Source organism: Herbidospora solisilvae, assembly GCF_009901565.1.
In the GTDB taxonomy this organism is placed as follows: domain Bacteria; phylum Actinomycetota; class Actinomycetes; order Streptosporangiales; family Streptosporangiaceae; genus Herbidospora; species Herbidospora solisilvae.
Genome location: NZ_WXEW01000002.1, coordinates 485,396 through 508,434 on the forward strand (window position 1 = coordinate 485,396; position 23,039 = coordinate 508,434).

At 71.1% G+C, this 23,039-nt stretch carries 21 protein-coding genes; 13 read left to right on the forward strand and 8 right to left on the reverse strand.

Features of this window, described 5'->3' with window-relative positions:
- The first annotated feature begins 41 nt into the window (after positions 1–41).
- The 6 genes from valS to GT755_RS07950 all read left to right on the forward strand — a co-directional run bounded on the left by valS (position 42) and on the right by GT755_RS07950 (position 6,065).
- The gene (gene valS, locus GT755_RS07925; protein WP_161479045.1) at positions 42–2,564 is read left to right on the forward strand and encodes a valine--tRNA ligase; all 2,523 of its coding nucleotides are present in this window, start codon (positions 42–44) and stop codon (positions 2,562–2,564) included.
- Positions 2,565–2,606: 42 nt separating this feature from the next.
- Positions 2,607–3,776 (forward strand): AI-2E family transporter, encoded by a 1,170-nt coding sequence (locus tag GT755_RS07930; RefSeq protein WP_328794239.1) that lies wholly within the window; start codon positions 2,607–2,609, stop codon positions 3,774–3,776.
- 11 nt (positions 3,777–3,787) lie between these two features.
- Positions 3,788–4,225 (forward strand): dUTP diphosphatase, encoded by a 438-nt coding sequence (gene dut, locus GT755_RS07935; RefSeq protein ID WP_030454392.1) that lies wholly within the window; start codon positions 3,788–3,790, stop codon positions 4,223–4,225.
- Positions 4,226–4,239: 14 nt separating this feature from the next.
- The gene (locus GT755_RS07940; protein ID WP_285583059.1) at positions 4,240–4,920 is read left to right on the forward strand and encodes a DUF3710 domain-containing protein; all 681 of its coding nucleotides are present in this window, start codon (positions 4,240–4,242) and stop codon (positions 4,918–4,920) included.
- 70 nt (positions 4,921–4,990) lie between these two features.
- A complete protein-coding gene (locus tag GT755_RS07945; RefSeq protein ID WP_030454390.1) occupies positions 4,991–5,377 on the forward strand; it encodes an OB-fold nucleic acid binding domain-containing protein in 387 nt (128 codons plus the stop codon).
- Between the two features lie 55 nt (positions 5,378–5,432).
- Positions 5,433–6,065, forward strand: coding sequence for a DUF3159 domain-containing protein (locus tag GT755_RS07950; protein WP_328794241.1), 633 nt, complete (start codon positions 5,433–5,435; stop codon positions 6,063–6,065).
- 4 nt (positions 6,066–6,069) lie between these two features.
- Here GT755_RS07950 and GT755_RS07955 read toward each other — a convergent pair whose 3' ends face one another.
- Together GT755_RS07955 and GT755_RS07960 are read right to left on the reverse strand one after the other, a co-directional pair.
- Positions 6,070–6,729: a potassium channel family protein gene (locus tag GT755_RS07955; protein ID WP_030454388.1), complete on the reverse strand. Its 660-nt coding sequence runs from the start codon at positions 6,727–6,729 to the stop codon at positions 6,070–6,072.
- On the reverse strand, positions 6,729–7,400 hold the full coding sequence (locus tag GT755_RS07960) for a potassium channel family protein (RefSeq protein ID WP_161479046.1): 672 nt from the start codon (positions 7,398–7,400) through the stop codon (positions 6,729–6,731). The genes GT755_RS07955 and GT755_RS07960 overlap by 1 nt, the downstream gene beginning before the upstream one ends.
- Before the next feature lie 98 nt (positions 7,401–7,498).
- Between GT755_RS07960 and GT755_RS07965 the strand changes: the two genes are divergently transcribed.
- Together GT755_RS07965 and GT755_RS07970 are read left to right on the forward strand one after the other, a co-directional pair.
- The gene (locus GT755_RS07965; protein WP_161479047.1) at positions 7,499–9,547 is read left to right on the forward strand and encodes an APC family permease; all 2,049 of its coding nucleotides are present in this window, start codon (positions 7,499–7,501) and stop codon (positions 9,545–9,547) included.
- 7 nt (positions 9,548–9,554) lie between these two features.
- The gene (locus GT755_RS07970) at positions 9,555–10,787 is read left to right on the forward strand and encodes a class I SAM-dependent RNA methyltransferase (protein ID WP_161479048.1); all 1,233 of its coding nucleotides are present in this window, start codon (positions 9,555–9,557) and stop codon (positions 10,785–10,787) included.
- 4 nt (positions 10,788–10,791) lie between these two features.
- Here GT755_RS07970 and GT755_RS07975 read toward each other — a convergent pair whose 3' ends face one another.
- Together GT755_RS07975 and GT755_RS07980 are read right to left on the reverse strand one after the other, a co-directional pair.
- Positions 10,792–11,877, reverse strand: a complete 1,086-nt coding sequence (locus tag GT755_RS07975) for a hypothetical protein (RefSeq protein ID WP_161479049.1) — start codon at positions 11,875–11,877, stop codon at positions 10,792–10,794.
- On the reverse strand, positions 11,874–12,416 hold the full coding sequence (locus tag GT755_RS07980; RefSeq protein WP_161479050.1) for an RNA polymerase sigma factor: 543 nt from the start codon (positions 12,414–12,416) through the stop codon (positions 11,874–11,876). Before GT755_RS07980 ends, GT755_RS07975 begins: the two co-directional genes overlap by 4 nt.
- 149 nt (positions 12,417–12,565) lie before the next feature.
- Here GT755_RS07980 and GT755_RS07985 point away from each other — a divergent pair, with 149 nt between their 5' ends.
- Positions 12,566–12,937, forward strand: a complete 372-nt coding sequence (locus GT755_RS07985; RefSeq protein ID WP_161479051.1) for a hypothetical protein — start codon at positions 12,566–12,568, stop codon at positions 12,935–12,937.
- Here the strand turns inward: GT755_RS07985 and GT755_RS07990 are convergent.
- Positions 12,931–13,902: a glycoside hydrolase family 18 protein gene (locus GT755_RS07990; RefSeq protein WP_161479052.1), complete on the reverse strand. Its 972-nt coding sequence runs from the start codon at positions 13,900–13,902 to the stop codon at positions 12,931–12,933. The two genes, GT755_RS07985 and GT755_RS07990, sit on opposite strands and share 7 nt — an antisense overlap.
- A 79-nt stretch (positions 13,903–13,981) precedes the next feature.
- On the opposite strand from GT755_RS07990, the gene GT755_RS07995 reads away from it, so the two are divergent.
- From GT755_RS07995 to GT755_RS08010, 4 genes are all read left to right on the forward strand, one after another.
- Positions 13,982–14,893 (forward strand): LLM class F420-dependent oxidoreductase, encoded by a 912-nt coding sequence (locus tag GT755_RS07995; RefSeq protein WP_161479053.1) that lies wholly within the window; start codon positions 13,982–13,984, stop codon positions 14,891–14,893.
- Between the two features lie 230 nt (positions 14,894–15,123).
- Positions 15,124–16,509, forward strand: a complete 1,386-nt coding sequence (locus GT755_RS08000; RefSeq protein WP_161479054.1) for a 3' terminal RNA ribose 2'-O-methyltransferase Hen1 — start codon at positions 15,124–15,126, stop codon at positions 16,507–16,509.
- Positions 16,506–18,959: a polynucleotide kinase-phosphatase gene (locus GT755_RS08005; protein ID WP_161479055.1), complete on the forward strand. Its 2,454-nt coding sequence runs from the start codon at positions 16,506–16,508 to the stop codon at positions 18,957–18,959. The genes GT755_RS08000 and GT755_RS08005 overlap by 4 nt, the downstream gene beginning before the upstream one ends.
- Before the next feature lie 283 nt (positions 18,960–19,242).
- Complete coding sequence (locus GT755_RS08010) at positions 19,243–20,652, forward strand: sugar porter family MFS transporter (RefSeq protein ID WP_161479056.1); 1,410 nt, start codon at positions 19,243–19,245, stop codon at positions 20,650–20,652.
- On the opposite strand, the gene GT755_RS08015 is transcribed toward GT755_RS08010, so the two are convergent.
- The 3 genes from GT755_RS08015 to GT755_RS08025 all read right to left on the reverse strand — a co-directional run bounded on the left by GT755_RS08015 (position 20,606) and on the right by GT755_RS08025 (position 23,038).
- The gene (locus GT755_RS08015; RefSeq protein ID WP_161479057.1) at positions 20,606–21,214 is read right to left on the reverse strand and encodes a DUF6879 family protein; all 609 of its coding nucleotides are present in this window, start codon (positions 21,212–21,214) and stop codon (positions 20,606–20,608) included. The genes GT755_RS08010 and GT755_RS08015 overlap by 47 nt on opposite strands.
- Before the next feature lie 228 nt (positions 21,215–21,442).
- Positions 21,443–22,522 (reverse strand): HesA/MoeB/ThiF family protein, encoded by a 1,080-nt coding sequence (locus GT755_RS08020; protein WP_161479058.1) that lies wholly within the window; start codon positions 22,520–22,522, stop codon positions 21,443–21,445.
- A 24-nt stretch (positions 22,523–22,546) separates the two neighbouring features.
- Complete coding sequence (locus GT755_RS08025; protein WP_161479059.1) at positions 22,547–23,038, reverse strand: DUF1707 SHOCT-like domain-containing protein; 492 nt, start codon at positions 23,036–23,038, stop codon at positions 22,547–22,549.
- Between the last annotated feature and the right edge of the window lies 1 nt (position 23,039).

Here is a 23,039-nt window from a genome sequence, read left to right on the forward strand (position 1 = left end):
TGGTGCGTCCGCCAGGCCCGTACGCCATAACATCTGGTGGCATGACGACTCAGCGACCACTGCCCCCCGACAGGCCCTCCCTCGACGGCTTGGAGCAGGCGTGGGTAGACCGCTGGGCCGCCGACGACCTCTATCGGTTCGACCGGTCGCGTCCGCGTGAGCAGATCTTCTCGATCGACACGCCGCCTCCCACCGTCTCCGGATCACTCCACGTCGGCCACGTCTTCTCCTATACCCACACCGACACGATCGCCCGGTTCCAGCGGATGCGGGGCAAGGCCGTCTTCTACCCCATGGGGTGGGACGACAACGGCCTGCCGACCGAGCGCCGGGTCCAGATCGTCTTCGGCGTGCGATGTGACCCCTCGGTGCCCTACGACCCGGACTTCCAGCCGCCGGAGAAGCCGGGCAAGCAGCAGGTGCCGATCTCCCGGCGCAACTTCATCGAGCTGTGCGAGCGGCTGACGGCCGACGACGAGAAGGCGTTCGAGGAGCTGTGGCGGCGCCTCGGCCTGTCGGTCGACTGGTCGATGACCTACCAGACGATCGACGCGAACGCGCGGGCGGCGTCCCAGCGGGCGTTCCTGCGGAACCTGGAGCGCGGGCAGGCCTACCTCGCCGAGGCCCCGACGCTCTGGGACGTCACCTTCCGGACCGCCGTCGCCCAGGCCGAGCTCGAAGACCGCGAGTGGCCGGGCGCCTTCCACCGCATCGCCTTCCACCTGTCGCCCGAGCAGCAGGCGCAGGGGTTCGCCGACCGGGTCTGGATCGAGACGACCCGGCCCGAGCTGATCCCCGCCTGCGTGGCGCTGGTCGCCCACCCCGACGACGAGCGCTACCGGCCGCTGTTCGGGTCGACCGTGCGCACTCCTCTCTTCGGGGCCGAGGTGCCGGTCCTGGCCCATCACCTGGCCGAACCCGACAAGGGCTCGGGCATCGCGATGATCTGCACCTTCGGCGACGTCACCGACGTCACCTGGTGGCGGGAGCTCGAACTGCCCACCCGCGCCGTCGTCGGCTGGGACGGCCGGATGCTGCCCGACGCGCCGGAGGGCGTGAACGCGGAGCCGTACCGGGAACTGGCCGGGAAGACCGTGCACAGCGCCCGCGAGCGCATCGTCGAGATGCTCGCCGCGAGCGGCGAGCTCGAAGGGCAGCCGCGGCCGGTGAAGCGGCCGGTCAAGTTCTACGAGAAGGGCGACAGGCCCCTCGAGATCGTGACCACCCGGCAGTGGTACATCCGCAACGGCGGGCGCGACGCCAAGCTGCGCTGGGAGATGCTCGACCGGGGTCGCGAGCTCATCTGGCACCCCGCCCACATGCGGGTCCGCTACGACAACTGGGTCGAGGGGCTGGCCGGCGACTGGCTGATCTCCCGGCAGCGGTTCTTCGGCGTGCCCATCCCGGTGTGGTACCAGCTCGACAGCGAGGGCGAGGTCGTCTACGAGGCGCCGATCGTGCCGCCCGAGAGCATGTTGCCGGTCGACCCCTCCAGCGACGTGCCGCCCGGCTTCACCGAAGACCTGCGCGGCAAGCCCTTCGGCTTCGCCGGCGACCCCGACGTCATGGACACCTGGGCGACCAGCTCGCTGACGCCGCAGATCGCGGGCGGCTGGGAGCGCGACGCCGACCTGTTCCGGCGGGTCTTCCCGATGGACCTGCGGCCCCAGGCCCACGAGATCATCCGCACCTGGTTGTTCTCCACGATGGTCCGGGCCCACCAGGAGGAGGGCGTGCTGCCGTGGAAGCACGCCGCCATCTCGGGCTGGATCCTCGACCCCGACCGCAAGAAGATGTCGAAGTCCAAGGGCAACGTGGTCACGCCCATGGGCCTGCTGGAGCAGTACGGGTCCGACGCGGTCCGCTACTGGGCCGCGAACGGCCGTCCGGGCACCGACACCACTTTCGACACCGGGATGATCAAGATCGGCCGCCGTCTGGCCATCAAGATCCTCAACGCGTCGAAGTTCGTGCTCTCCTTCGACGACAACCCCGGCGAGATCACCGCGCCGCTCGACCTGTCGATGCTGGCCGCCCTCGACGAGGTGGTCCGCGACGCCACCCGCGCCTTCGAGGCCTACGACTACACCAAGGCCCTCGAACGGACCGAGCGGTTCTTCTGGGCGTTCTGCGACGACCACCTCGAACTGGTCAAGGCACGCGCCTACGACGGCGACGCCTCGGCGGTGGCCGCGCTGCGGGCCGCGCTCGACACGCTGCTGCGGCTGTTCGCGCCGTTCCTGCCGTTCGTGACCGAAGAGGTCTGGTCGTGGTGGCGCGACGGCTCGGTCCACACCGCCGCCTGGCCCGCCGTCGCCGGTCGCGGCGGCGACCCCGAGGTGCTCGAAGCGGTGGCCGACGTGCTGGCGCGGGTGCGCAAGGCCAAGTCGGCGGCCAAGGTGTCGATGCGGGCCGAGGTGACCCGGCTCGACGTGCGCGGCGAGAAGGCCGACCTGGTCAGGCTCGCCCAAGACGACCTGTGCGCGGCGGGCAACGTCGAGGAGTTCGTGCTGGAGAGGGCCGAGGGCCCGCTCGTGGTCAACACCGTCCTCGAAGAAGGCTAATCCGGTTGCGCGCCCGGCCGGTTCCCGTGCCAGGCTGGACGCGTGATCGCAGATCGTGAGCATGCCCATCCGGGGAAGGGCCGGCGGGCGAGCGTACCGCCCACACTGAACATCGTCGCGGCCTGGTCGTGGCGGGTCATCGTCATCGGCGTGGTCGTCTACTTCTTCGCCATGATCCTGGCCAGGCTGAGCTTCGTGACCCTCCCGGTCGCGATCGCGTTCCTGCTCACGGCGCTGCTCTACCCGATCACCAGCCGGCTGCGCCGGGCCGGGTTCCGGCCGATATACGCCACCTGGACGACCATGCTCGTCGCCCTGGCGTTCATCGGCGGCCTCGGCTTCCTGATCGGCAACCGGGCCAACGACGAGTTCCCCGGCCTGGTCGCGCAGATCCAGCAGACCGCGCGCGACGTGCAGGCCTGGCTGCTCACCGGGCCGCTCCACCTGCGCGAGGCGCAGATCGCCGACTTCGTCGAGGAACTGACGCGGCAGATCAACGAGCAGCGCAGCCAGATCACCGACACCGTGCTGACCGGCGCGACCGCCCTCGTCGAGGCGCTGGCCGCGATCGTGCTGCTGCTGTTCGTGACGTTCTTCCTGCTCAAGGACGGCGACCGGATCTGGGCCTGGTTCCTGCGGGCCTTCGGCGGCGCGGCCGACCGGGTCGACCGGGCCGGCCGGGCCGCCTGGCGCACCCTGTCCCACTACGTGCTGGGCACCGTCGCGGTCGCGGCCGTCCACGCCCTGGTCATCGGCATCGTGCTGGCCGGGATGCGGGTGCCGCTGTGGGCGCCGCTCGCGGTGCTGATCTTCTTCGCGTCGTTCATCCCGATCGTCGGCATCTTCTTCGCCGGCGGTGTGGCCACCCTCGTCGTCTTCGGCTCCCAGGGCTGGGTGTACGCCCTGATCTTCGTCGGCGTCCTGGTGGTCGAGCAGCAGCTGGAGAACCACGTGCTCCAGCCCCTGATCGTGGGCCGGGCGCTGGAGTTCCACCCGCTGGCCATCATCATCGTGCTGGCGGTCGGCGGCATCATCGGCGGCATCGCGGGAGCGGTGGTCGCCGTCCCGGTCACGGCGGTGATCTACCGGGCACTGCCCGAGCTGCGCCGCGACCGGCCCGTGGAACCGCCCAAGCCGGTCGAACCCAACCCGCCCGAACCAGAGCCCTCACCAGGCGCGGGAGACGCCGTCCCGGGTGGCCCCAACCGGTAGGGTTGCGATCCATGAGTGTCGAGGTGCTGATCCACCGGCTCGACCCTGAGCTGCCGCTACCCGCATACGCCCATCCGGGCGACGCGGGTGCCGATCTCTACGCGGCGGAAGACGTCGAGCTGCTCCCGGGCGAGCGGGCCATGGTCGGCACGGGCGTGGCGATCGCGCTGCCCGACGGCTACGCCGCGTTCGTCCACCCACGTTCCGGGCTGGCGGCCAAGCACGGCGTGACGCTGGTCAACGCGCCTGGAACGGTCGATGCCGGATATCGAGGCGAGATCAAGGTGACGCTGCTCAACACCGACCTCAAGGAGGCCGTCCGGCTGCGGCGCGGTGACCGCGTCGCCCAGCTGGTCATCCAGCGGGTCGAGAAGGCGGCGTTCTACGAGGTGGAGCGGCTCCCCGGATCGGCGCGCGGCGCCGGCGGCTTCGGCTCCACCGGCAGATAGGAAAGGTGACCATCGTGTTCCGACGCCGACGCGGCGCGGCCGAGACCCCGTCCGAGCCCACTCCAGACCGGCAGCCGGCCTCCGCACCCGAGGGCCCGGCCCGCGAGTCCGGCCCCTGGGACGCCGCCGACAGTTACCCCGAGGCCGACCGGGTCGACCTGGGCGGGCTCCACCTGCCCATCGGCCCCGACTTCGAGGTCCAGCTCCAGGTGGCCGGCGACCAGATCGTCGGCGCGCTGGTGCTGGCCCACGAGAGCGCCCTGCAGCTGCACGCCTTCGCCGCCCCGAAGAAGTCGGGCCTGTGGGACGACCTGCGGGTCGAGCTCACCCGCGACGTCGAGTCGGCCAAGGGCACCGTCAAGGAGGCCGAGGGCCCCTTCGGCACCGAGCTCCACGCGGTCGTGCCGCAGCAGAACGGCCCCGAGGCGTCCATCCGCTACATCGGCGTCGACGGCCCGCGCTGGTTCCTGCGTGCCGTGATCACCGGCCGGGCCGCCGTCGACCCGGCCGCCGCCGCGGTCCTGGAAGGCGTGGTGCGCGAGGTCGTGGTCGTCCGGGGCGACGAGCCGATGGCCCCCCGCGAGGGCATCCCGCTCCAGCTTCCGCCCGAGGCCCGCCAGGCCCTGGAGGAGCAGTCGGAGGACAAGGGCTACGACCCCTACGAACGAGGCCCGGAGATCACCGAGACCCGGTGAATTCCCGCTTTTGCCCGGTCGATATGGGACCGTTATGCACCTGGACGCCCATCGCCTAGGCTGAAGCATCATGAGCACACAGGAGCCCGTCAAAAAGGGCGGACTACGCGGCTTCTTCCGCCGGCTGGCCACCAGCCAGGCCGAGCTGGAGGCGGCTGAACTACGGGAAGACCTCGAAAGCCACGGGGCCACTCCCATCGCGGCGTGTGGCGAACGCCAGCGTTTCTGCGTGGCCGGTACCCTTCGTACGGTGACCCTCCGGCCACGAGGCGGCGCCCCGGCACTCGAAGCCGAGCTGTACGACGGCTCCGACGTCATCGACCTGGTCTGGCTGGGCCGACGCAAGATCGTCGGCATCGAGCCGGGCCGGGTGGTCCGGGCCGAGGGCCTCGTGAGCCTGCAAGACGGTCGCAAGGTCATGTTCAACCCGCGGTACGAACTTCGCCCAACCGGGTGACGAGGAACGGTGAACCACACGTGAGCACTGCCGAAGAGGCCGCCCCCCACCGCCGGTGAGCGCCCACGAGAGCGTCGAGGCCGTGGTGCGGGCCCAGATCGCCAAGGCGTTCGGTGGCAGGCGGGGCACCGTCGAGGCGGCCGTGCCGACGATCGCCTTCACGCTGACCTGGATCTTCACCGAAGACCTGAAGTTCTCCGTGATCCTCTCGGTCGCCCTGTCGGTGGTGCTGCTGCTGGTCCGCATCGTGCAGCGGTCGACGCCGCAGTTCGTGCTCAACAGCCTCTTCGGCATCGGCATCGGCGCGTTCTTCGCGCTGCGCAGCGGCAACGCGGAGGACGCGTTCCTGCCCGGCATGCTCTGGATCGCCGTCGTCGAGGCGCTGATGATCCTGTCGATCCTGGTGCGCTGGCCGTTCCTGGGTTTCCTGCTGGGGGCCACCAACCCCGACGACCCGATCGCCTGGCACCGCGACAAGGGCATCGTCGACCTGTGCGTGAAGCTGTCGTGGATCATGGCCCTGCCGGGCCTGATCAAGCTGGGCGTGCAGATCCCGCTCTACCTGGCGGGCAACGTCTTCTGGCTCGGCATCGCCAAGGTCGCCCTCGGCTGGCCGGTCTACCTGGCCGCGCTGGCCACGGTGGGCTGGATGCTGGCCCGCGGACGGACCACCCAGCCCACCACCTGACCCGTCAGTGGGGGGCGAGGAGCTGGCTCAGCTCCTCCTCGACCTCCTGGCTGGCCACGAACAGCAGTTCGTCGCCGGCCTCGAGCGGGTCGTCGGCCGAGGGCACCAGCACCCGGCCCTCGCGCAGGATCGCCACCAGCGCCGAATCGGTCGGCCACGGCACCGAACCGGCCCGCTGGCCCACCACGGGCGCGTCTTCCGGCAGGGTCAGCTCGACCAGGTTGGCCTGACCCTGGCGGAACGTCATCAGCCGCACCAGGTCGCCGACGCTGACCGCCTCTTCGACGAGCGCGCTGATCAGGCGCGGCGTGGAGACCGCGACGTCGACGCCCCACGACTCGTTGAACAACCACTCGTTCTTCGGGTGGTTGATGCGGGCGACCACCCGCGGCACGCCGTATTCGGTCTTGGCCAGCAGCGAGACCACCAAATTGACCTTGTCGTCGCCGGAGGCGGCGATCACGACGTGGCAGGCGTTCAGCCCGGCCTCGTCGAGCGCGGAGATCTCACACGCGTCGGCGAGCAGCCACTCGGCCCTCGGCACACTGTCGATCTTGATGGCCTTGGGGTCGATGTCGATCAGCAGCACCTCGTGGCCGTTCTCGAGGAGCTCGGCCGCGATCGAGCGGCCGACGGCGCCCGCCCCGGCGATCGTGACGCGCATCAGTTCTCCTCGGTCTCGGCCGGAGTGCCGGACAGCACCTTGTTGATGTGGTCCATGTGGGTGCCCGCGGCGACGACGTGGAGCACGTCGCCCTCCTGGAGCACGGTGTCCTGGGCCGGCACGACCGCCTCGCCCATCCGGTTGAAGAACGCGACCCGGCCGCCGACGGCGGTCTCGAGGTCGACGGCGCGGGTGCCGATCCAGGCCGGGTTGTAGGTGACCTCGGCCAGCACGACGGTGCCCGTCGGGTCGCGCCACAGCGGTTCGGCCCCCTCGGGCAGCACGCGGCGCAGGATCTGGTCGGCCGTCCACCGCACGGTGGCCACGGTCGGGATGCCCAGCCGCTGGTAGACCTCGGCGCGGCGGGGGTCGTAGATGCGGGCCACGACGTTGTCGACGCCGAAGGTCTCGCGCGCCACGCGGGCGCTGATGATGTTGGAGTTGTCGCCGCTGGACACCGCGACGTAGGCCTGGGCCGACTCGATGCCCGCCTCTTCCAGGACGTCTCGGTCGAAGCCGATCCCGGTGACCCGGCGCCCCCGGAACCCCGCGCGCAGGCGGCGGAACGCCTGGGGATCACGATCGATGATCGCGACCGAATGGCCGTTGTCCTCCAGGATGTGGGCGAGCGTGGATCCCACGCGCCCGCACCCCATGATCACGATGTGCATGCTCCCCGCCGGTGTCGAGACGTCGATGGGGACAGTATCCCGTCTATGGGCACCGCCGCGTGCCGTGTCCCTGGTCAGGGCGACTAGGCTTCTCAGTCGTGCCAAAGGTGACGGATCTCGTCAAGCGCCTCGTGGTCGGGCGCGCCTTGCGCAGCACCGAGCTGCACGGGCAGCTCCTGCCCAAGCGCGTCGCCCTGCCGGTCTTCGCCAGCGACGCGCTTTCCTCCGTGGCCTACGCGCCGCAGGAGATCCTCGTCATCCTCTCGATCGCCGGTGTCGCCGCCTACAACTTCAGCCCGTGGGTCGCCGTGGGCGTCGTCGTGATCATGCTGACGGTGGTGGCGTCGTACCGGCAGAACGTGCACGCCTACCCGTCGGGCGGCGGCGACTACGAGGTCGCCACGGTCAACCTTGGGCCCAACGCCGGGCTCACCGTGGCCAGCGCGCTGCTGGTCGACTACGTGCTCACGGTGGCCGTGTCGGTCGCCAACGGCGTCGACTACGTCGGCGCCACGATCCCGTTCGTGGCCACCCACAAGCCGCTCGTGGCGATCCTCATCGTGGTGGTCCTGACGCTGATGAACCTGCGGGGCATCCGCGAGTCGGGCATCGCGTTCGCGGTCCCCACCTATCTCTTCATGGCGTCGGTCATCGGGATGATCCTCTGGGGGCTGTTCCGGCTGATCGTCCTGGGCGACCAGCTGCGCGCCCCGACCGCCGGGTTCGACGTGGTGCCCGAGGAGATGGACCTGGCCGGGTTCGCCCTGGCGTTCCTGGTGCTGCGGGCCTTCGCGTCAGGCTGCGCCGCGCTGACCGGGGTCGAGGCGATCAGCAACGGCGTGCCGGCCTTCCGCAAGCCCAAGAGCCGCAACGCCGCCACCACGCTGCTGCTGATGGGCACGGTCGCCGTCAGCATGTTCGGCGGCATCATCTTCCTGGGCCTGAAGGCGGGCGTGACGGTCGCCGAGCCGGCCCACGTCGCGGGCGGCCTGCTGCGGCCCGACGGCACGGCGGTCGGCCCGAACTACTACCAGGAGCCGATCATCTCGCAGGTCGCCTCGGCCGTCTTCGGGCCGGGAACGCTCCTGTTCATCCTGGTCTCGGCCGTGACGGCGCTGATCCTGTTCCTGGCGGCCAACACGGCGTTCAACGGCTTCCCGGTGCTGGGCTCGATCCTGGCGCAGGACCGCTACCTGCCCCGCCAGCTCCACACCCGGGGCGACCGGCTGGCCTTCAGCAACGGCATCATCATCCTGGCCGCCGGGGCGGGCCTGCTGATCTGGGCGTTCGACGCCGACGTCAGCAAGCTGCTGAACCTCTACATCGTGGGCGTGTTCGTGTCGTTCACGCTCAGCCAGACGGGCATGGTCCGCCACTGGACCCGGATGTTGCGCACCGAGACCGACGCCAAGGTCCGGTTCCAGATGATGCGGGCCCGGGTGATCAACGGGTTCGGCGGCGTGATGACCGGCGTCGTGCTCGTGGTCGTGCTGATCACGAAGTTCACCCACGGCGCCTACATCGTCTGCATCGCCATGCCGGTGCTGTTCCTGATGATGAAGGGCATCCGGCACCACTATGACGCGGTCGCGACCGAGTTGTCCGCGCCCGAGGACGACATCGACGCCTCGATGCTCCCGGCCCGCAACCACGCGATCGTGCTGGTCTCCAAGATCCACAAGCCCACGTTGCGGGCGCTGGCCTACGCCCGCGCCACCCGCCCCTCCACCCTGGAGGCCGTCTCGGTGGGCGTCGACCCGGCCGAGTCGCAGCGCCTCCAGGAGGAGTGGGACCGGCGCGGCATCCCCGTGACGCTGAAGATCCTCGACTCGCCCTACCGCGAGATCACCCGGCCCATCCTCGAGTACGTCAAGTCGCTGCGCCGCCGCTCCCCGCGCGACGTGGTGACCGTCTACATCCCCGAGTACGTCGTCGGCCGCTGGTGGGAGCACCTGTTGCACAACCAGAGCGCGCTGCGGCTGAAGGCCAAACTGTTGTTCAAGCCCGGTGTCATGGTCACCAGCGTGCCGTGGCAGCTCCAGTCGGCCGACCGGGTCATCGGCCGGGTCGAACCGGCCGCCCCGGGATCCGTGCGACGGCCCTATGGATCTTCGTCCGGTCGGTCCGGCGGCCAGTCCAAGGCATGATGGAGGGATGCTTGAACTGACGGTGGGCCAGGTGGCCAATGGCGGATGGTGCGTCGCCCGGCACGACGGGCGGGTGGTGTTCGTCAGGCACGCGCTTCCCGGAGAGCGGGTGCGGGCCCGCGTCACCGAGGAGACGGCCCGCTTCCTCCGCGCCGACGCGGTGGAGATCCTGGAGCCCTCGCCCGACCGGGTGACCCCGCCCTGCCCCTTCAGCGGGCCGGGCCGGTGCGGCGGCTGCGACTGGCAGCACGCCTCCCTGGAGGCGCAGCGGCGCCTGAAGGCCGACGTGGTGGCCGAACAGTTGTCCCGGCTCGCGGGCATCGACCGGAAGATCACGGTCGAGGAGGTGCCCGGCGCGCCCGACGGCCTCGGCTGGCGCACCCGCGTCCAGTACGCCACCGGCCGCGACGGCCTCCTGGGCCTGCGCCGCCATCGGTCCCACGACGTCGAGCCGGTGACCGACTGCCTGATCGCCGACCCCACGATCGAGGAACTGCGCGTCGCCACCGAGGGCTGGCGCGGCGCCTCCTCGGTGGAGTTCATCGCCTCGACCGGCGGTGACCACGCGGTCGTGGTCACCCCCAAACCCCACCGCGACGTGCGGATCCCCGACATCGACGCCAGCGTCATGCTCGACGAGGGCCGGCGCGGCACCCGCGTCCTCCAGGGCCACGGCACCCTCACCGAACGGGTGGGCGAGCGCGACTTCCGCGTCTCGGCCAGCGGCTTCTGGCAGGTCCACCCGGGCGCGGCGGCGACCCTGCTCGACGCCGTCCTCGACTTCGCCCAGCCCAAGCCGGGCGAGTGGGCCCTCGACCTCTACTGCGGCGCCGGCCTGTTCGCAGCCGGCCTGGCCGAGGCGGTCGGCCCGTCGGGAGCCGTGCTGGGCATCGAGAGCGAGGCCCAGGCGGTGCAGGACGCCCGCTGGAACCTGCGCGGCGTCACCCAGGTCTCCTTCGAGCGTGGCCGCGTGGAGGAGGCCCTCGACCGGCTGGAGATCGAACGCGCCGACCTGGTGGTGACCGACCCGCCTCGGGCGGGGCTGGGGCGCGAGGTCGTGGACCGGGTGGCGGGGCTGCGGGCCTCGCGGGTCGTGTACGTGTCGTGTGATCCGGCGACGCTGGCGCGGGACATCAAGTGGTTCGGGGAGCTCGGGTACGAACTGGCGGACATCCGCGCTTTTGACCAATATCCGATGACGCACCACGTGGAGTGTGTCGCGTTGCTGGTCAGGGCCTAGTGTCCTAAGGCCGCGCTGCCGTCCGGTCGTCCGGCACCCAGCCCTGGCGCAGGAACAGCGTGTAGCCGATGACCGCAGGGACCGTCACGTTGAGCTTCCCCGGATCCGTCGTCAGGATCTCCTCGCAGGAGTTGAGGCGCCCTGACGTCGGATCGATGATGAGCACCCATCTCCTGGGGAGCCCGACCGCGGCCTCGAAGGCGATCGCCTCACCCGCGCGCCCCGCCCGGTCGACGGTCATCCCCAGGTAGGCCAAGGGCTGGCCGGCCAGCATCCGCCACAGCGCGGCCGACAGCCGCGGCGAGACGATCTGCTCGCTGTGCAGGTCGATGACGCCTCGGACAAGCCGGTATCCGTCGGGAACGTCCGCGGGAACCGGTCCGGTCCCGAGCAGGGCCCGGCGGAGGTTCCCGGCCTCCAGGGGCAGGTTCTCCGCAGCCGGCCCGGCCAGGGAGTCGGCGGGGAAGACCTCGTCGGACACGGGGGAGCCGCCGGTCACCGCGGCCGCCGTCTCGGGGCTTCCGTATCCGATGACGACCGGCTCGGCTCGGTGTTCGCGGCGTCGTGCCGTGCCGGAGCGCGAGAGCGGCGTCCACTGCTCCACGACGGTGGGAACCACCGCGGTGCCGGCCTGCCCCTGAGTCACCGCCACGTTGAGATACCACGCGTTGAACTGCAGGTATACGAACGCGGCGTCGGCCGGCACGGACGTGACAGGCTGCCGGTCGGCCGCATCGGCCAGCTTCAGCAGAACCGCGTCAGCGGCGGGCGGTGTGCCGTTCAACTCTGCCCTCCCGTTAACCAGGTCGTAGTGCAACATCGCCACGGTGGGCGTCCGGGAGACGTCCACCCGGTCGAGGGACCTGAACGTGGTGAGCCCCGCGACCGACGCCAGCGTCGCGGCCCCTGCCAGGCCGAGTGCCCGTCGCCGAGTGGGCAGGGAGGCCGCCGCTGGTTCGGATGCGGGGGCGAGGATCCGGGCGAGGAGCGCGCGCGATCGAGGGTGCCGCGCGACGCCGTCGAACATCGTGGCCGGCACGGGATCCAGCTGTGCCATGAGGTGTTTCACGTCGTCGAACTCCGTCGTCATGACCTTCTCTCCTTCGCGGAGGCCTCCGGCCGCACCTGGAGATCGTCGAGGGCGGCCAGGAACCGTCGTCGCGCTCGCTGCGCGCGGACCGCCATGGTCGCGGGTGTGCATCCCAGGACCAGAGCCGCGTGGGAGATCGACAGATCCTCCCAGCCGATGAGCCGCAGGACTTCCTGATCTTGCGGCGACAGCCGTCGTAAGGCCTGCTCCAGGCCCGACGCGGCGACGGCGTCGTCGGCGTGATCCCCGGCCGTGTCCCTCCCTGCCCACGAAACGCTCATCAGGCGTGACATGAGCCTTCGGCTGCGCCGCTCCCGGCGCTGCTCGTTGGCCACGAGGTTGCGGGCGATGCCGTAGAGCCACGGCAACGCCTCGTCGTCGCGGGCGGGGAGATCGGCGATCTTGCGCCAGGCCACCACGAACGTCTCCGCCGCTACGTCGCCCGCGGAGTCGCCGCCGACGCGGCGCGCCGCGTACCGCAGCACAGGCTCGTAGCAGTCGTCGAAGAGCCGGGTGAACCTCGCCACGTGCTCCGGCATCCCGCCTCCTTCTCGGCCTGACGCCTGCCTATGTCCGGGACGTGGATTCGGATAACAGTCAAGCCCTCCAGATGGGTGTGCGCCTGGTACGCCAACCAATCCGGTCAGTAACGGCGGTCGGCTCCCCGCGTGGGACAACCCTGAGCCTCATGAGGATCACCGCCCTACTGAGCCTCCTTCTGGCCCTGACAGCGTGCGCCGCCGCCACCGGTGAGGCCCCCGGCGACCGGCCGCGCGACCAGGTCAACGCGGCCGCCTGCCTGGAGTTCGCCCTGGCCGCAGACGACCTCCGTGCGGCCGCCCGGGTCACGAGCGGCGAACTCCGCGCCGCGCTCACCCCTGCCCTGCGCCACATGGACCGCGCCGTCCAGGCCGCCAACGGCGACGTGGCCCCCGTGATGGACGACGCCGTGCTGGCCGCCGAAGCGGGCGACACCACCGCGCTGGCGGCGGCGCTGGTGGCGGTCGAGGGGGCGTGCCGCAGAGCGGGCACCCCGATCGAGGTGCCCTTCCGCTACTGACGCGGGGCGGTCAGGATCTGGGCGACCGCTTCGGCCGGGGTCGCGCCCCTGACCGACAGTTCGCCCAGGCTGTTCTTGGTCTGGAAGGCGACCAAAGTCTTCGCGTCGGCGACCGTCAGGTCGTCGGCGCTGGCCAGGACCGGGGTCAGGCCCAGGTGGGGCCAGGCCGGACGGTTCAGCAGGCGGGTGAGCTGGCGGTTGGTGGCGTGGGCGGCGTCGGCGAGGGCGCGGAGGTTGTCGCGGGCGCCGGGGCTGAACGGCACCAGCACGTTCACCCTGCCGATCTCGGCGCCCGCCGCGCGGGTGGCCCTGAGCATCGCCCGGTCGGCGATCGACAGGCCCGACCTGGTCGCGGGGAGGGTCATCGTCACCATCAGCTCGGAGCCGACCCGGCGGGCCTCGTCCTGGAGGCGCTGGATCGCGGCGGCGCGGCGGGCCGTCGTGGCGAGGTCGGCCGAGTCGGTGACCTCGAAGTCGATCAGCTCGGGACGGTAGGCCTTCAGGACCGACCGGTAGGCGCGCAGCAGCCGGGCCGGGCCCGCGCAGGTCGCGGCCAGTTCGGCGCCCCGGGGGCCGCCGAACGACAGGCCCACGGGACGGCCGGTCTTGTGCAGGGTCGAGACCAGCGGTTTCTTCGCCGAGGCGGGCAGGCCACTCCACGTGGGGAGGCAGCCGGTGGCGTTGACGTGGCCGACCAGGTAGGACGGCGCCCGGGAGATCCCGCCCTCGGCGCGGATGGCGTCGACGAACGTCACATAGGGGACGGTCCGTTCGGGTTTGGGGGCCACCGCGACGGCCGGGGCGGCGGCCACGGGCGGGGTGACCGGCGCGGCCCATTCGGGCAGCGGCTCGGCGGGGAGCAGCACCAGGGCGGCGGCCGTGGCTCCGACGAGGGCGGTCGCCGCGGCCAGGACGAGGGCGCGCGGAGGCGTGCCCACGGGGCGGGGCCGAGGAGCGGAGTCCACCTGATTCACCACCGAGCGTCGCGTGACGACTACTATCCGCAAGGGACCCTAGCAAGGGCCGGACGGCGATAATGGCCGAATGAAGTTGAGGATCTTCACCGAGCCCCAGGAGGGCGCGACCTACGACGACCTGCTCGCGGTCGCGCAGGCGACCGAGCGGCTGGGGTTCGACGCGTTCTTCCGATCCGACCACTATCAGGCCATCGGCTCCGGAGACCCCGGGCCGGGATCCACCGACGCCTGGCTGACCCTCGCCGGGCTGGCCCGCGAGACCGCGACGATCCGGCTCGGCACCCTCGTCACGCCCGCGACCTTCCGCCTCCCCGGCCCGCTGGCGATCAGCGTCGCCCAGGCCGACCAGATGAGCGGCGGCCGGATCGAGCTCGGTCTGGGCACCGGCTGGTACGACGCCGAGCACCACTCCTACGGCATCCCCTTCCCGCCGGTGAAGGAGCGCTTCGACCGCCTGGAGGAACAGCTCGCGATCATCACCGGCCTGTGGGCGGCCGAGAAGCCGTTCTCGTACGCCGGAACGCACTACCGGCTCACCGACTCCCCGGCCCTGCCGAAGCCGGTGCAGAACCCCCTGCCGATCATCATCGGCGGCTTCGGCGCCACCCGCACCCCCAGGCTGGCGGCCACCTACGCGGCCGAGTACAACATCCCCTTCCGCTCCCTCGACGACGTCGCCGAGGGCTTCGCCCGGGTGCGGGCGGCCAGCGCGGAGACCGGCCGCTCGCTGATCTACTCCGTCGCCCAGACCGTCTGCGTCGGCGCCGACGAGGCCGAAGTGGCCCGCCGCGCCGCCGCGATCGGGGAGAGCCCGGAGCAGCTGCGGTCGGGCGGGCTCGCGGGCACGCCGGAGGAGGTCGTCGACAAGATCGGCCGATTCGGCGAACTGGGCGCCGAGCGTGTCTACCTGCAGGTCATGGACCTGTCCGACCTCGACCACCTCGACCTGATCGCCCGCGAGGTCATGCCCCACGTCTGACCGTCGAGCCGCCCGGAGCTGCATATGCCGAAATTTCGGGCGGCGTCAGCCGCCCGACCCTGCACTTGGCGCACGTGGACCCGCGAGCCGTGACCTCTGCTTGTCCACATGGGCGGCGACCAGGTCCCCGCCCGGCTCGGCATCCGAGGCTCAACTCGTACCGACAAAGCGGGAGCGGTCAGGGGAAACCCGGTCGCTCCCGCGCATTTCGGCAAGGCACACTTCTCCCTGTGCTGCTGACCATCTCCACCACCCGTGAACCGGCGACCGATCTCGGCTACCTCCTGCACAAGCATCCAGATCGAGTCCAGCGGTTCCCACGGGCGTTCGGGGTCGCGCACGTCTTCTATCCCGAGGCCACCGACCAGCGCTGCACCGCCGCGCTGCTGCTCGACGTCGATCCGGTGCGGCTCGCGCGCACCCGTGGCAAGACCACGCCCGACTTCAGTCTCGGCCAGTACGTCAACGACCGCCCCTACGCCGCCTCCTCCCTGCTCTCGACCGCCATGGCCGAGGTGTTCCGGACCGCCAGGGCGGGGCGGTGCGACGCCCGGCCGGAACTGGCCCAGGCCGCCATCCCGCTGGAGATCGTCCTGCCGGCGCTGCCGTGCCGGGGTGGCCCCGCGCTGGCGCGGCGGTTGTTCGAGCCCATGGGCTGGGAGGTCACCGCCGATCCCATCCCGCTCGACCCGGCCTTCCCCGAATGGGGCGACTCCCGCTACGTCACCCTCACGCTGAAGGGCGAGCTCCGGCTCGCGGACGCGCTCAACCACCTCTACGTCCTGCTGCCGGTCCTCGACGACGCCAAGCACTACTGGATCGCCGAGGACGAGGTCGACAAGCTGATCCGCGCAGGCGAGGGCTGGCTGGCGGCCCATCCCGACCTCACCCTCATCACCCGGCGGTTCCTCAACCGCCGGACCGCGCTGACCAGGGCCGCCTTCGCGCGGCTGGCCGAGGTGGGCGACGACGAGGAGGAGACGCTGGAGCCGCCGGCCGAGGAGGAGGTGCGCATCCCGCTCAACACCCTCCGCCGCGACGCCGTGGTGGCCACGCTCGCCGAGCTCCAGGCGCGGAGTGTCATCGACCTCGGCTGCGGGTCGGGGCAGCTCATCTCGGCCCTGCTCGACCAGGGCGTGCCGAAGATCACCGGGGTGGACGTCTCCGCCCACACGCTCATGATCGCGGCGCGCAGGCTCAAGCTCGACCGCATGGGGAGCCGGACGCGTGAGCGGGTGGACCTGTTCCAGGGGTCGGTCACCTACACCGACGCCCGGTTCGCCGGATATGACGCCGCCGTCCTGATGGAGGTCGTCGAGCACCTCGACCCGCCCCGGCTGCCGGCCATGGAGCGGGTGGTGTTCGGCACGGCCAAGCCCACGTACGTGCTGGTCACCACGCCCAACGCCGAATACAACCCGCGTTATGAGAACCTGACCGGCCTGCGCCACCCCGACCACCGCTTCGAGTGGACCCGCGCCGAGTTCCGCGACTGGGCGGGCAGCGTCGCCGGACGGTACGGCTACCAGGTCGAACACCGCCCCGTCGGCGACGACGACCCCGAGGTCGGCTCGCCCACCCAGATGGCCGTGTTCACGAAGGAGGCCCAGGTATGACCGAGATCCGTGTCCCGGCGATGTCGCTGGTCGTGCTGGTCGGGGTGTCCGGAAGCGGCAAGTCCACCTTCGCGCGCAGGCACTTCACACCCACCCAGGTCATCTCCTCCGACTTCTGCCGGGGGCTGGTCGCCGACGACGAGAACGACCAGGCCGCCACGCCCGAGGCGTTCGACCTGCTGCACCACATCGTCGGCGTGCGGCTGCGGCGCGGGCTGCTGACGGTGGTCGACGCGACCAACGTCCAGTGGAAGGCCCGGGAGGCGCTGGTCGCGCTGGCCAAGAGCCACGACGTGCTCTGCGACGCGATCGTGCTCGACGTGCCCGAGGAGGTCGCGGTGGCGCGGAACGCCGTCCGGCCCGACCGCGACTTCGGCGCCCACGTCATCCGCAGGCAGCGCAACGACCTGCGCAAGTCGCTGGCGAAGATCTCCCGCGACGGGTTCCGCCGCGTCCACGTGCTGCGCGGCGACGCGATCGACGAGGCCGTGATCGCCTACGACAAGGCGTGGACCGACAAGACCGAACTGACCGGGCCGTTCGACATCATCGGCGACGTGCACGGGTGCGCCTCGGAGCTGGAGACCCTGCTCGCCACCCTCGGCTACGAGGACGGCGTCCACCCCGGCGGCCGGACGGCCGTGTTCGTCGGCGACCTCGTCGACCGGGGGCCCGACAGCCCGGGAGTGCTGCGCCGGGTCATGGGCATGGTCGAGCGCGGCGCCGCGCTCTGCGTCTCGGGCAACCACGAGCAGAAGCTGGTACGCGCCCTCAACGGCCGCAAGGTCCGGGTCGCCCACGGCCTGGAGACGTCGCTGGAGCAGTTCGCCCGCCAGGACGACGCCTTCACCAGCCGGGCCAAGGCCTTCATGGAGGGCCTGATCAGCCACTACGTCCTCGACGGCGGCCGGCTCGTGGTCGCGCACGCCGGTCTCAAGGAGGCCTACCACGGCCGCGCCTCGGGCCGGGTGCGCTCGTTCGCCCTCTACGGCGACACCACCGGCGAGACCGACGAGTACGGCCTGCCGGTCCGCTACCCGTGGGCCGAGCAGTACCGGGGCCGGGCGATGGTCGTCTACGGCCACACCCCGACGACGCACGCCGAGTGGGTCAACAACACCATCTGCCTCGACACCGGCGCCGTCTTCGGCGGACGGCTCACCGCCCTGCGCTACCCGGAGAAGGAACTCGTCTCCGTCCCGGCCGAGCGGGTCTGGTACGAACCGGCCCGCCCGCTCACCTCGCGGGGCCGCGAGCCCGACGTGCTGGACATCGGCGACGTCACCGGCGACCGCTACGTCGAGACCTCGACCGGCACGGTCAAGATCAGGGAGGAGAACGCCACCGCCGCCCTGGAGATCATGAGCCGGTTCGCCGTCGACCCGCGCTGGCTGGTCTACCTGCCGCCGACGATGGCCCCGCCGGAGACCTCGCAGAAGGACGGCTACCTCGAACACCCCGACGAGGCCTTCGCCGAGTTCGCCGCCGCCGGGGTGACCCGGGTGGTGTGCGAGGAGAAGCACATGGGCTCCCGGGCGATCGTCGTGCTGGCCCGCACGCCGCAGGACGCCCAGGCGAAGTTCGGCGTCGAGGGCGCCGGCACGATCTTCACCCGGACCGGCCGCCCCTTCTTCGGCGACCTTCAGGAGGAGTTCGTCGCCGGGCTCCGCGAGGCCTTCGCGCCCCTGCTGGAGGACTCCCCGTGGCTGGTGCTCGACGGCGAGCTGCTGCCCTGGTCGGCCAAGGCCGGCGAGCTCATCCGCAGCCAGTACGCCTCGGTCGGCGCCGCCGCCGGGGCCGCGCTGCCCGTCGCGGTGACGGCGCTGGAGGCGGCGGCCGGGCGTGGCCTGGATGTGGGATCGATACTGGACCGCACCCGGCGCCGCGAGATCAACGCTGCCCGGTTCCGCGAGGCCTATGCCCGTTACTGCGAGCCCGTCTCGGGGGTCTCGGGGCTGCGTTTCGCGCCCTTCCAGATCCTCGCCTGCGCCCAGGGCGCCACCGCCGTGACCCGGCCGCACGACTGGCACCTCGATCGGCTCGCCGCCGTCTCCCATCCGCTGGTGACCGCGACGCGGCACACGTACGTGGACCTGGAGAAGGAAGACCAGCGCGAGGCGGCGGTCGAGTGGTGGACGGCGCTCACCGGCGACGGCGGCGAGGGCATGGTGGTCAAGCCGGTCGCCCACCCCGGTGGGCGGGTGCAGCCGGGGATCAAGGTGCGCGGGCCCGAGTACCTGCGCATCATCTACGGCCCCGACTACCTGGAGTCGCTCGACGAGCTGCGCAGGCGCTTCCTCGGCCGGAAGCGGTCGCTGGCGCTGCGGGAGCATAGCCTGGGCATTGAGGCGCTGTCGCGACTGGCGGCCGGTGAGCCGCTCCACCGCGTTCACGAGGCGGTCTTCTCCGTGCTCGCCCTGGAGTGTGAGCCCGTCGACCCCCGGTTGTGAGCGGGGCTTCACGGGAGCGACACGTTCGTCACCCCCAGGGTCCTCTAGGAGGCCCTACGATCGGGGCAGACGACAGAGCGTGAACTTGCGATCACTCATGAATGAACGTCAAACGAGACGGCCATGGTTCCACCTGCGTCATGACTGGCAGGACACCGAGCGCATCGGCAATGTCGTGGTGCAGCACTGCACTGTGTGCCTGAAAAGTAGAGTACGAATCCGGTAATGGCCCCTTAGTGTAGCCATTGCGCTACTTGCCGTAATTGTGGGGCAAGTAGGCTGCATGGGGGGTCCACCGGTAGCCGCGCGAGGGCAGGAGCGTCTCGGCTACGTCACGTTCATCGCGGCGGCCGGTGCCATCGGCGGATTCCTGTTCGGCTACGACAGCGCGGTGATCAACGGCGCCGTCGTGGGCATCCAGCGTTATTTCAACGTGGGCCCGGTCACCATCGGCGTGGTGGTGGCCGTCGCCCTGCTCGGCTCGGCCGTCGGGGCCTGGTTCGCCGGGAGCCTCGCCGACCGGTGGGGACGCACCAAGACCATGCGGCTGGCCGCGGTCCTCTTCGCCGTCAGCTCCGTCGGGCAGGCGCTGCCCTTCGCGATCTGGGATCTGGCCTTCTGGCGGGTGCTGGCCGGCGCCGCGATCGGCATGGCCTCGGTCCTCGGGCCCGCCTACATCGCCGAGGTCGCCCCGCCCGCCTACCGGGGGCGGCTGGGGTCGTTCCAGCAGCTCGCGATCGTGCTCGGCATCGCCGTCTCGCAGCTGGTGAACTTCGCCGTCAACCTGTGGGCCGGGGGAGAGGTCAACAACGACCTGGGTCCCCTGCAGGCCTGGCAGTGGATGCTCGGCGCCTGCCTGGTGCCCGCCCTGGTCTTCCTGGTCTTCGCCAGCGTCATCCCCGAATCGCCCCGCTACCTGGTCGCGGCCGGGCGCGAAGGGCAGGCCCGCGAGGTGCTGCGCGACATCGAGGGCGACCACGTCGACCTCGACGAACGGGTGGCCGAGATCAGGAGCGTGCTGCGCACCCGGCGGCGGCCCCGGCTCGGCGACCTGCGTGGGCCCCGCTTCGGGCTGCTGCCCATCGTCTGGACCGGCATCGTCCTGTCGGTCTTCCAGCAGTTCGTCGGCATCAACGTGATCTTCTACTACTCGTCGGTGCTCTGGCAGTCGGTCGGCATCACCCAGTCGGACTCGCTGCTGATCAGCTTCTCCAGCTCGATCATCAACATCGTCGGCACGTTCATCGCCATGGCCCTGGTCGACCAGGTCGGCCGCCGCCCGCTGCTGCTGGTCGGCTCGGCCGGCATGGCGATCGCGCTGGCCGTGGCGTCGTGGTCGTTCAGCTACAGCTTCAGTGTCGACGGGATCGTGCAGCTCCCCGCCGCGCAGGGCGCCGCCGCCCTGATCGCGGCCAACGCGTTCGTGTTGTTCTTCGCGTTGTCATGGGGGGTCATCGTGTGGGTGCTGCTGGGCGAGATGTTCCCCGGCCGGATCAGGGCGGCGGCGCTGTCGGTCGCGGCGGCGGCCCAGTGGCTGGCCAACTGGGTGATCACCGTGACGTTCCCGCCGCTGGCGAACTGGAACCTGGCGCTGACCTACCTCTTCTACGCCGTGTTCGCCGCGTTGTCCTACCTGTTCGTCGTCTTCATCGTGAAGGAGACGAAGGGTCGAAAACTGGAGGAGATGGGGTAGCGTCCGCCAGCCAGGGGTCGAGGTCGCCCGCCTGCCCGTAGAGGGTCTCCAGTTCCGCCAGGCAGGCCGCGATCACGTCGCGCTCGACGATCCGCCGCCCGCCGACATGGGCCCCGATGTCGTCGTAGCGGACCTCGTACATGAGGTCGCGGGACAGGATCAGGATCTCCGGGAGCGGCCCCGCCCGCTCCAGGTGCCGCACCGCTCCGGCGTCGAGCACGCGGGTGCGTTCACCCGCCATGGCCCGGGCCTTCAGCACCTGCAACTCCCATCGCAGGTACGCCGTCAGGGGCCGTTCGGCGATCCGCAACCGCCGCAGCTCCACCGAATCGGGCACGTCGGCGGCGAACTCCCCGGCCGACTCCTCGATCAGCTCCATCGCCCGGTCCCAGTCGCCTTCGGACCAGGCCACCCAGCTCGGGCTGTAGGGCTCGTGGAAGTGCTGGGCCCGCTCCAGCTTCCAGAGCACCCCCTCCATCTCGCGGTAGAGGCCGTAGAACTCGGTCGTGTACGCCGTCCGGTCGAGTGTGACCCCGGGTGCGCCTTGCACGATCTCCCGCACACATCCTCCTGACGGTCCGGCGACCCGCGCCGCTCGCCGGCCCGAAGTGGTGGTCAGTTCCCGTACGAGTTGCTGCAGATGGCTGTTTCGTTACGCTCCAGGCGGCGAATGGTGATCTGCCGTCTGACGGGCGTACTGGGCGTGGCGTCGTTTTGCGACTGTTTCATCCCGTTACCTTCCGTCCCGGTTCCCCGACACGAGGTGATCGTAAAGCGGCCGTCGCAGCCGTCAAGGCCCAAAGCACGTCGGGCATCCCGCGCGGGCGGGGTGGCGGGCGTAGACGTGGTGGTCGGGCGAGAGCAGATTGATCCCGTGGACGTAGCCCGGCGCCACCTCGGGCACGCCCGTGACCAGGGAGATGATCGCCTGCGCGACGAGATGGCCGGAGATGCCGGCCGACGTGCCGGTCACGCCGGGACCGCCCAGATCGGGGATGCCGCCATTGGGCCGGTGGGCCTGCTCGGCCGCGGCGACGCACTCGTAGCAGGCGCCCTTGGGCGGGTCGAAGACGCCGACGGTGACGAGCGGCCCGTTGTAGCCGCCGCCCGCCCACGGCACCCGGGCCGCCGCGCACGCCCGGCTGGCCCAGACGCGGATGCCCTCGCCCCTGGGCTCGTCGGCGCAGAGGGCGAGGGCGTCGTAGCCGTCGACCAGTGATCGCAGGTCGGCCTCGCCGGTGACGCGGTGGCGGGCCGAGGTGACCACGATGTCGCTGTTGGCCTCGCCCAGCCGGTCGCGGGCCAGGTCGGCCTTCGGCTGCCCGACGTCGGCCTCGGTGTAGAGCAGCTGCCGGTTCAAATTGGACAACTCGACCAGGTCGGGGTCGACGCAGTGGAGCCGTCCGACGCCGATCGCGGCCAGCGCCCAGGCGGCGTGACTGCCGGTGCCGCCGAGCCCCACCACGACCACCCGCGCCCGCTTCAGGGCGAGCTGGGTCTCCCACGCGCTGTGGCCGGGCACCAGGTCGACGCCCCGGAAGAAGGCCTGGTTGCGGCTGTAGCGGTCGACCTCACGCGGGGTGAGCCCGCGCGGCGGGGGAGCGGTGGCCTCCTCCAGGTAGCCGGAGCCGACCAGGTCGTCGACGACGCCGCGCGCCTCGTCGGGACTGAGCTCGGGGAACATCACGATCAGCCGGGCGGCCACCGCCTCGGGCCCGCGCCGCCCGTCGAGCAGCGACAGCGCCGCCCAGACCCAGCCCCCGGGGTCGTCGATCTCGGCGGCGAGGCCGTAGATCTCGCCGCCGATCCGGACGGTCCCCCCGGCGGTGCGGAACGGGCGGTGCTCCGCTTTGACCCGCGGGAACCGCAATCTCGATCTCCCCCGTGCGACGCCTTATCTGAACCGCGTGGGTGTACGGCGCCCGTGATGATGCCGTGTGGCCGCCCCCACGACCAGCGAGACGATCCACAGGAAGAACAGCACCTTGAACACCGTGAACACGCCACCCACAAGGATCATCGCGATCAGCGCCCCGACGATCAAGGGCACGAACGGTCCGATCCCGGGCCCGCGCCGCATCCGGGCGTGGGGAGGACGGGCCAGGTGGTATCCCCAGTTGCCCATGTCGATCCCCGGAGGCGTCTGCGCCTTGGGCGCCGGGGGCGCGCCGACGCCCTGCCCACCGGGCAGATCGGCCAGGACGGCGCCCAGGTCGCCGGCGGTCCTGGCGGCGAGCGTGACGTCGAGGCGCTCGTCGAGCTCCTCGCGGGTGAGCCGCCCCTGCGCGAACGCGTCGTGCAGGAAGACGGTCACCTCGTCGCGCTCCTTGTCGCCGATCCGCATCGCGGCGGCCGGAACCATGGGCGGGAGACGGTCAGCGGTCATG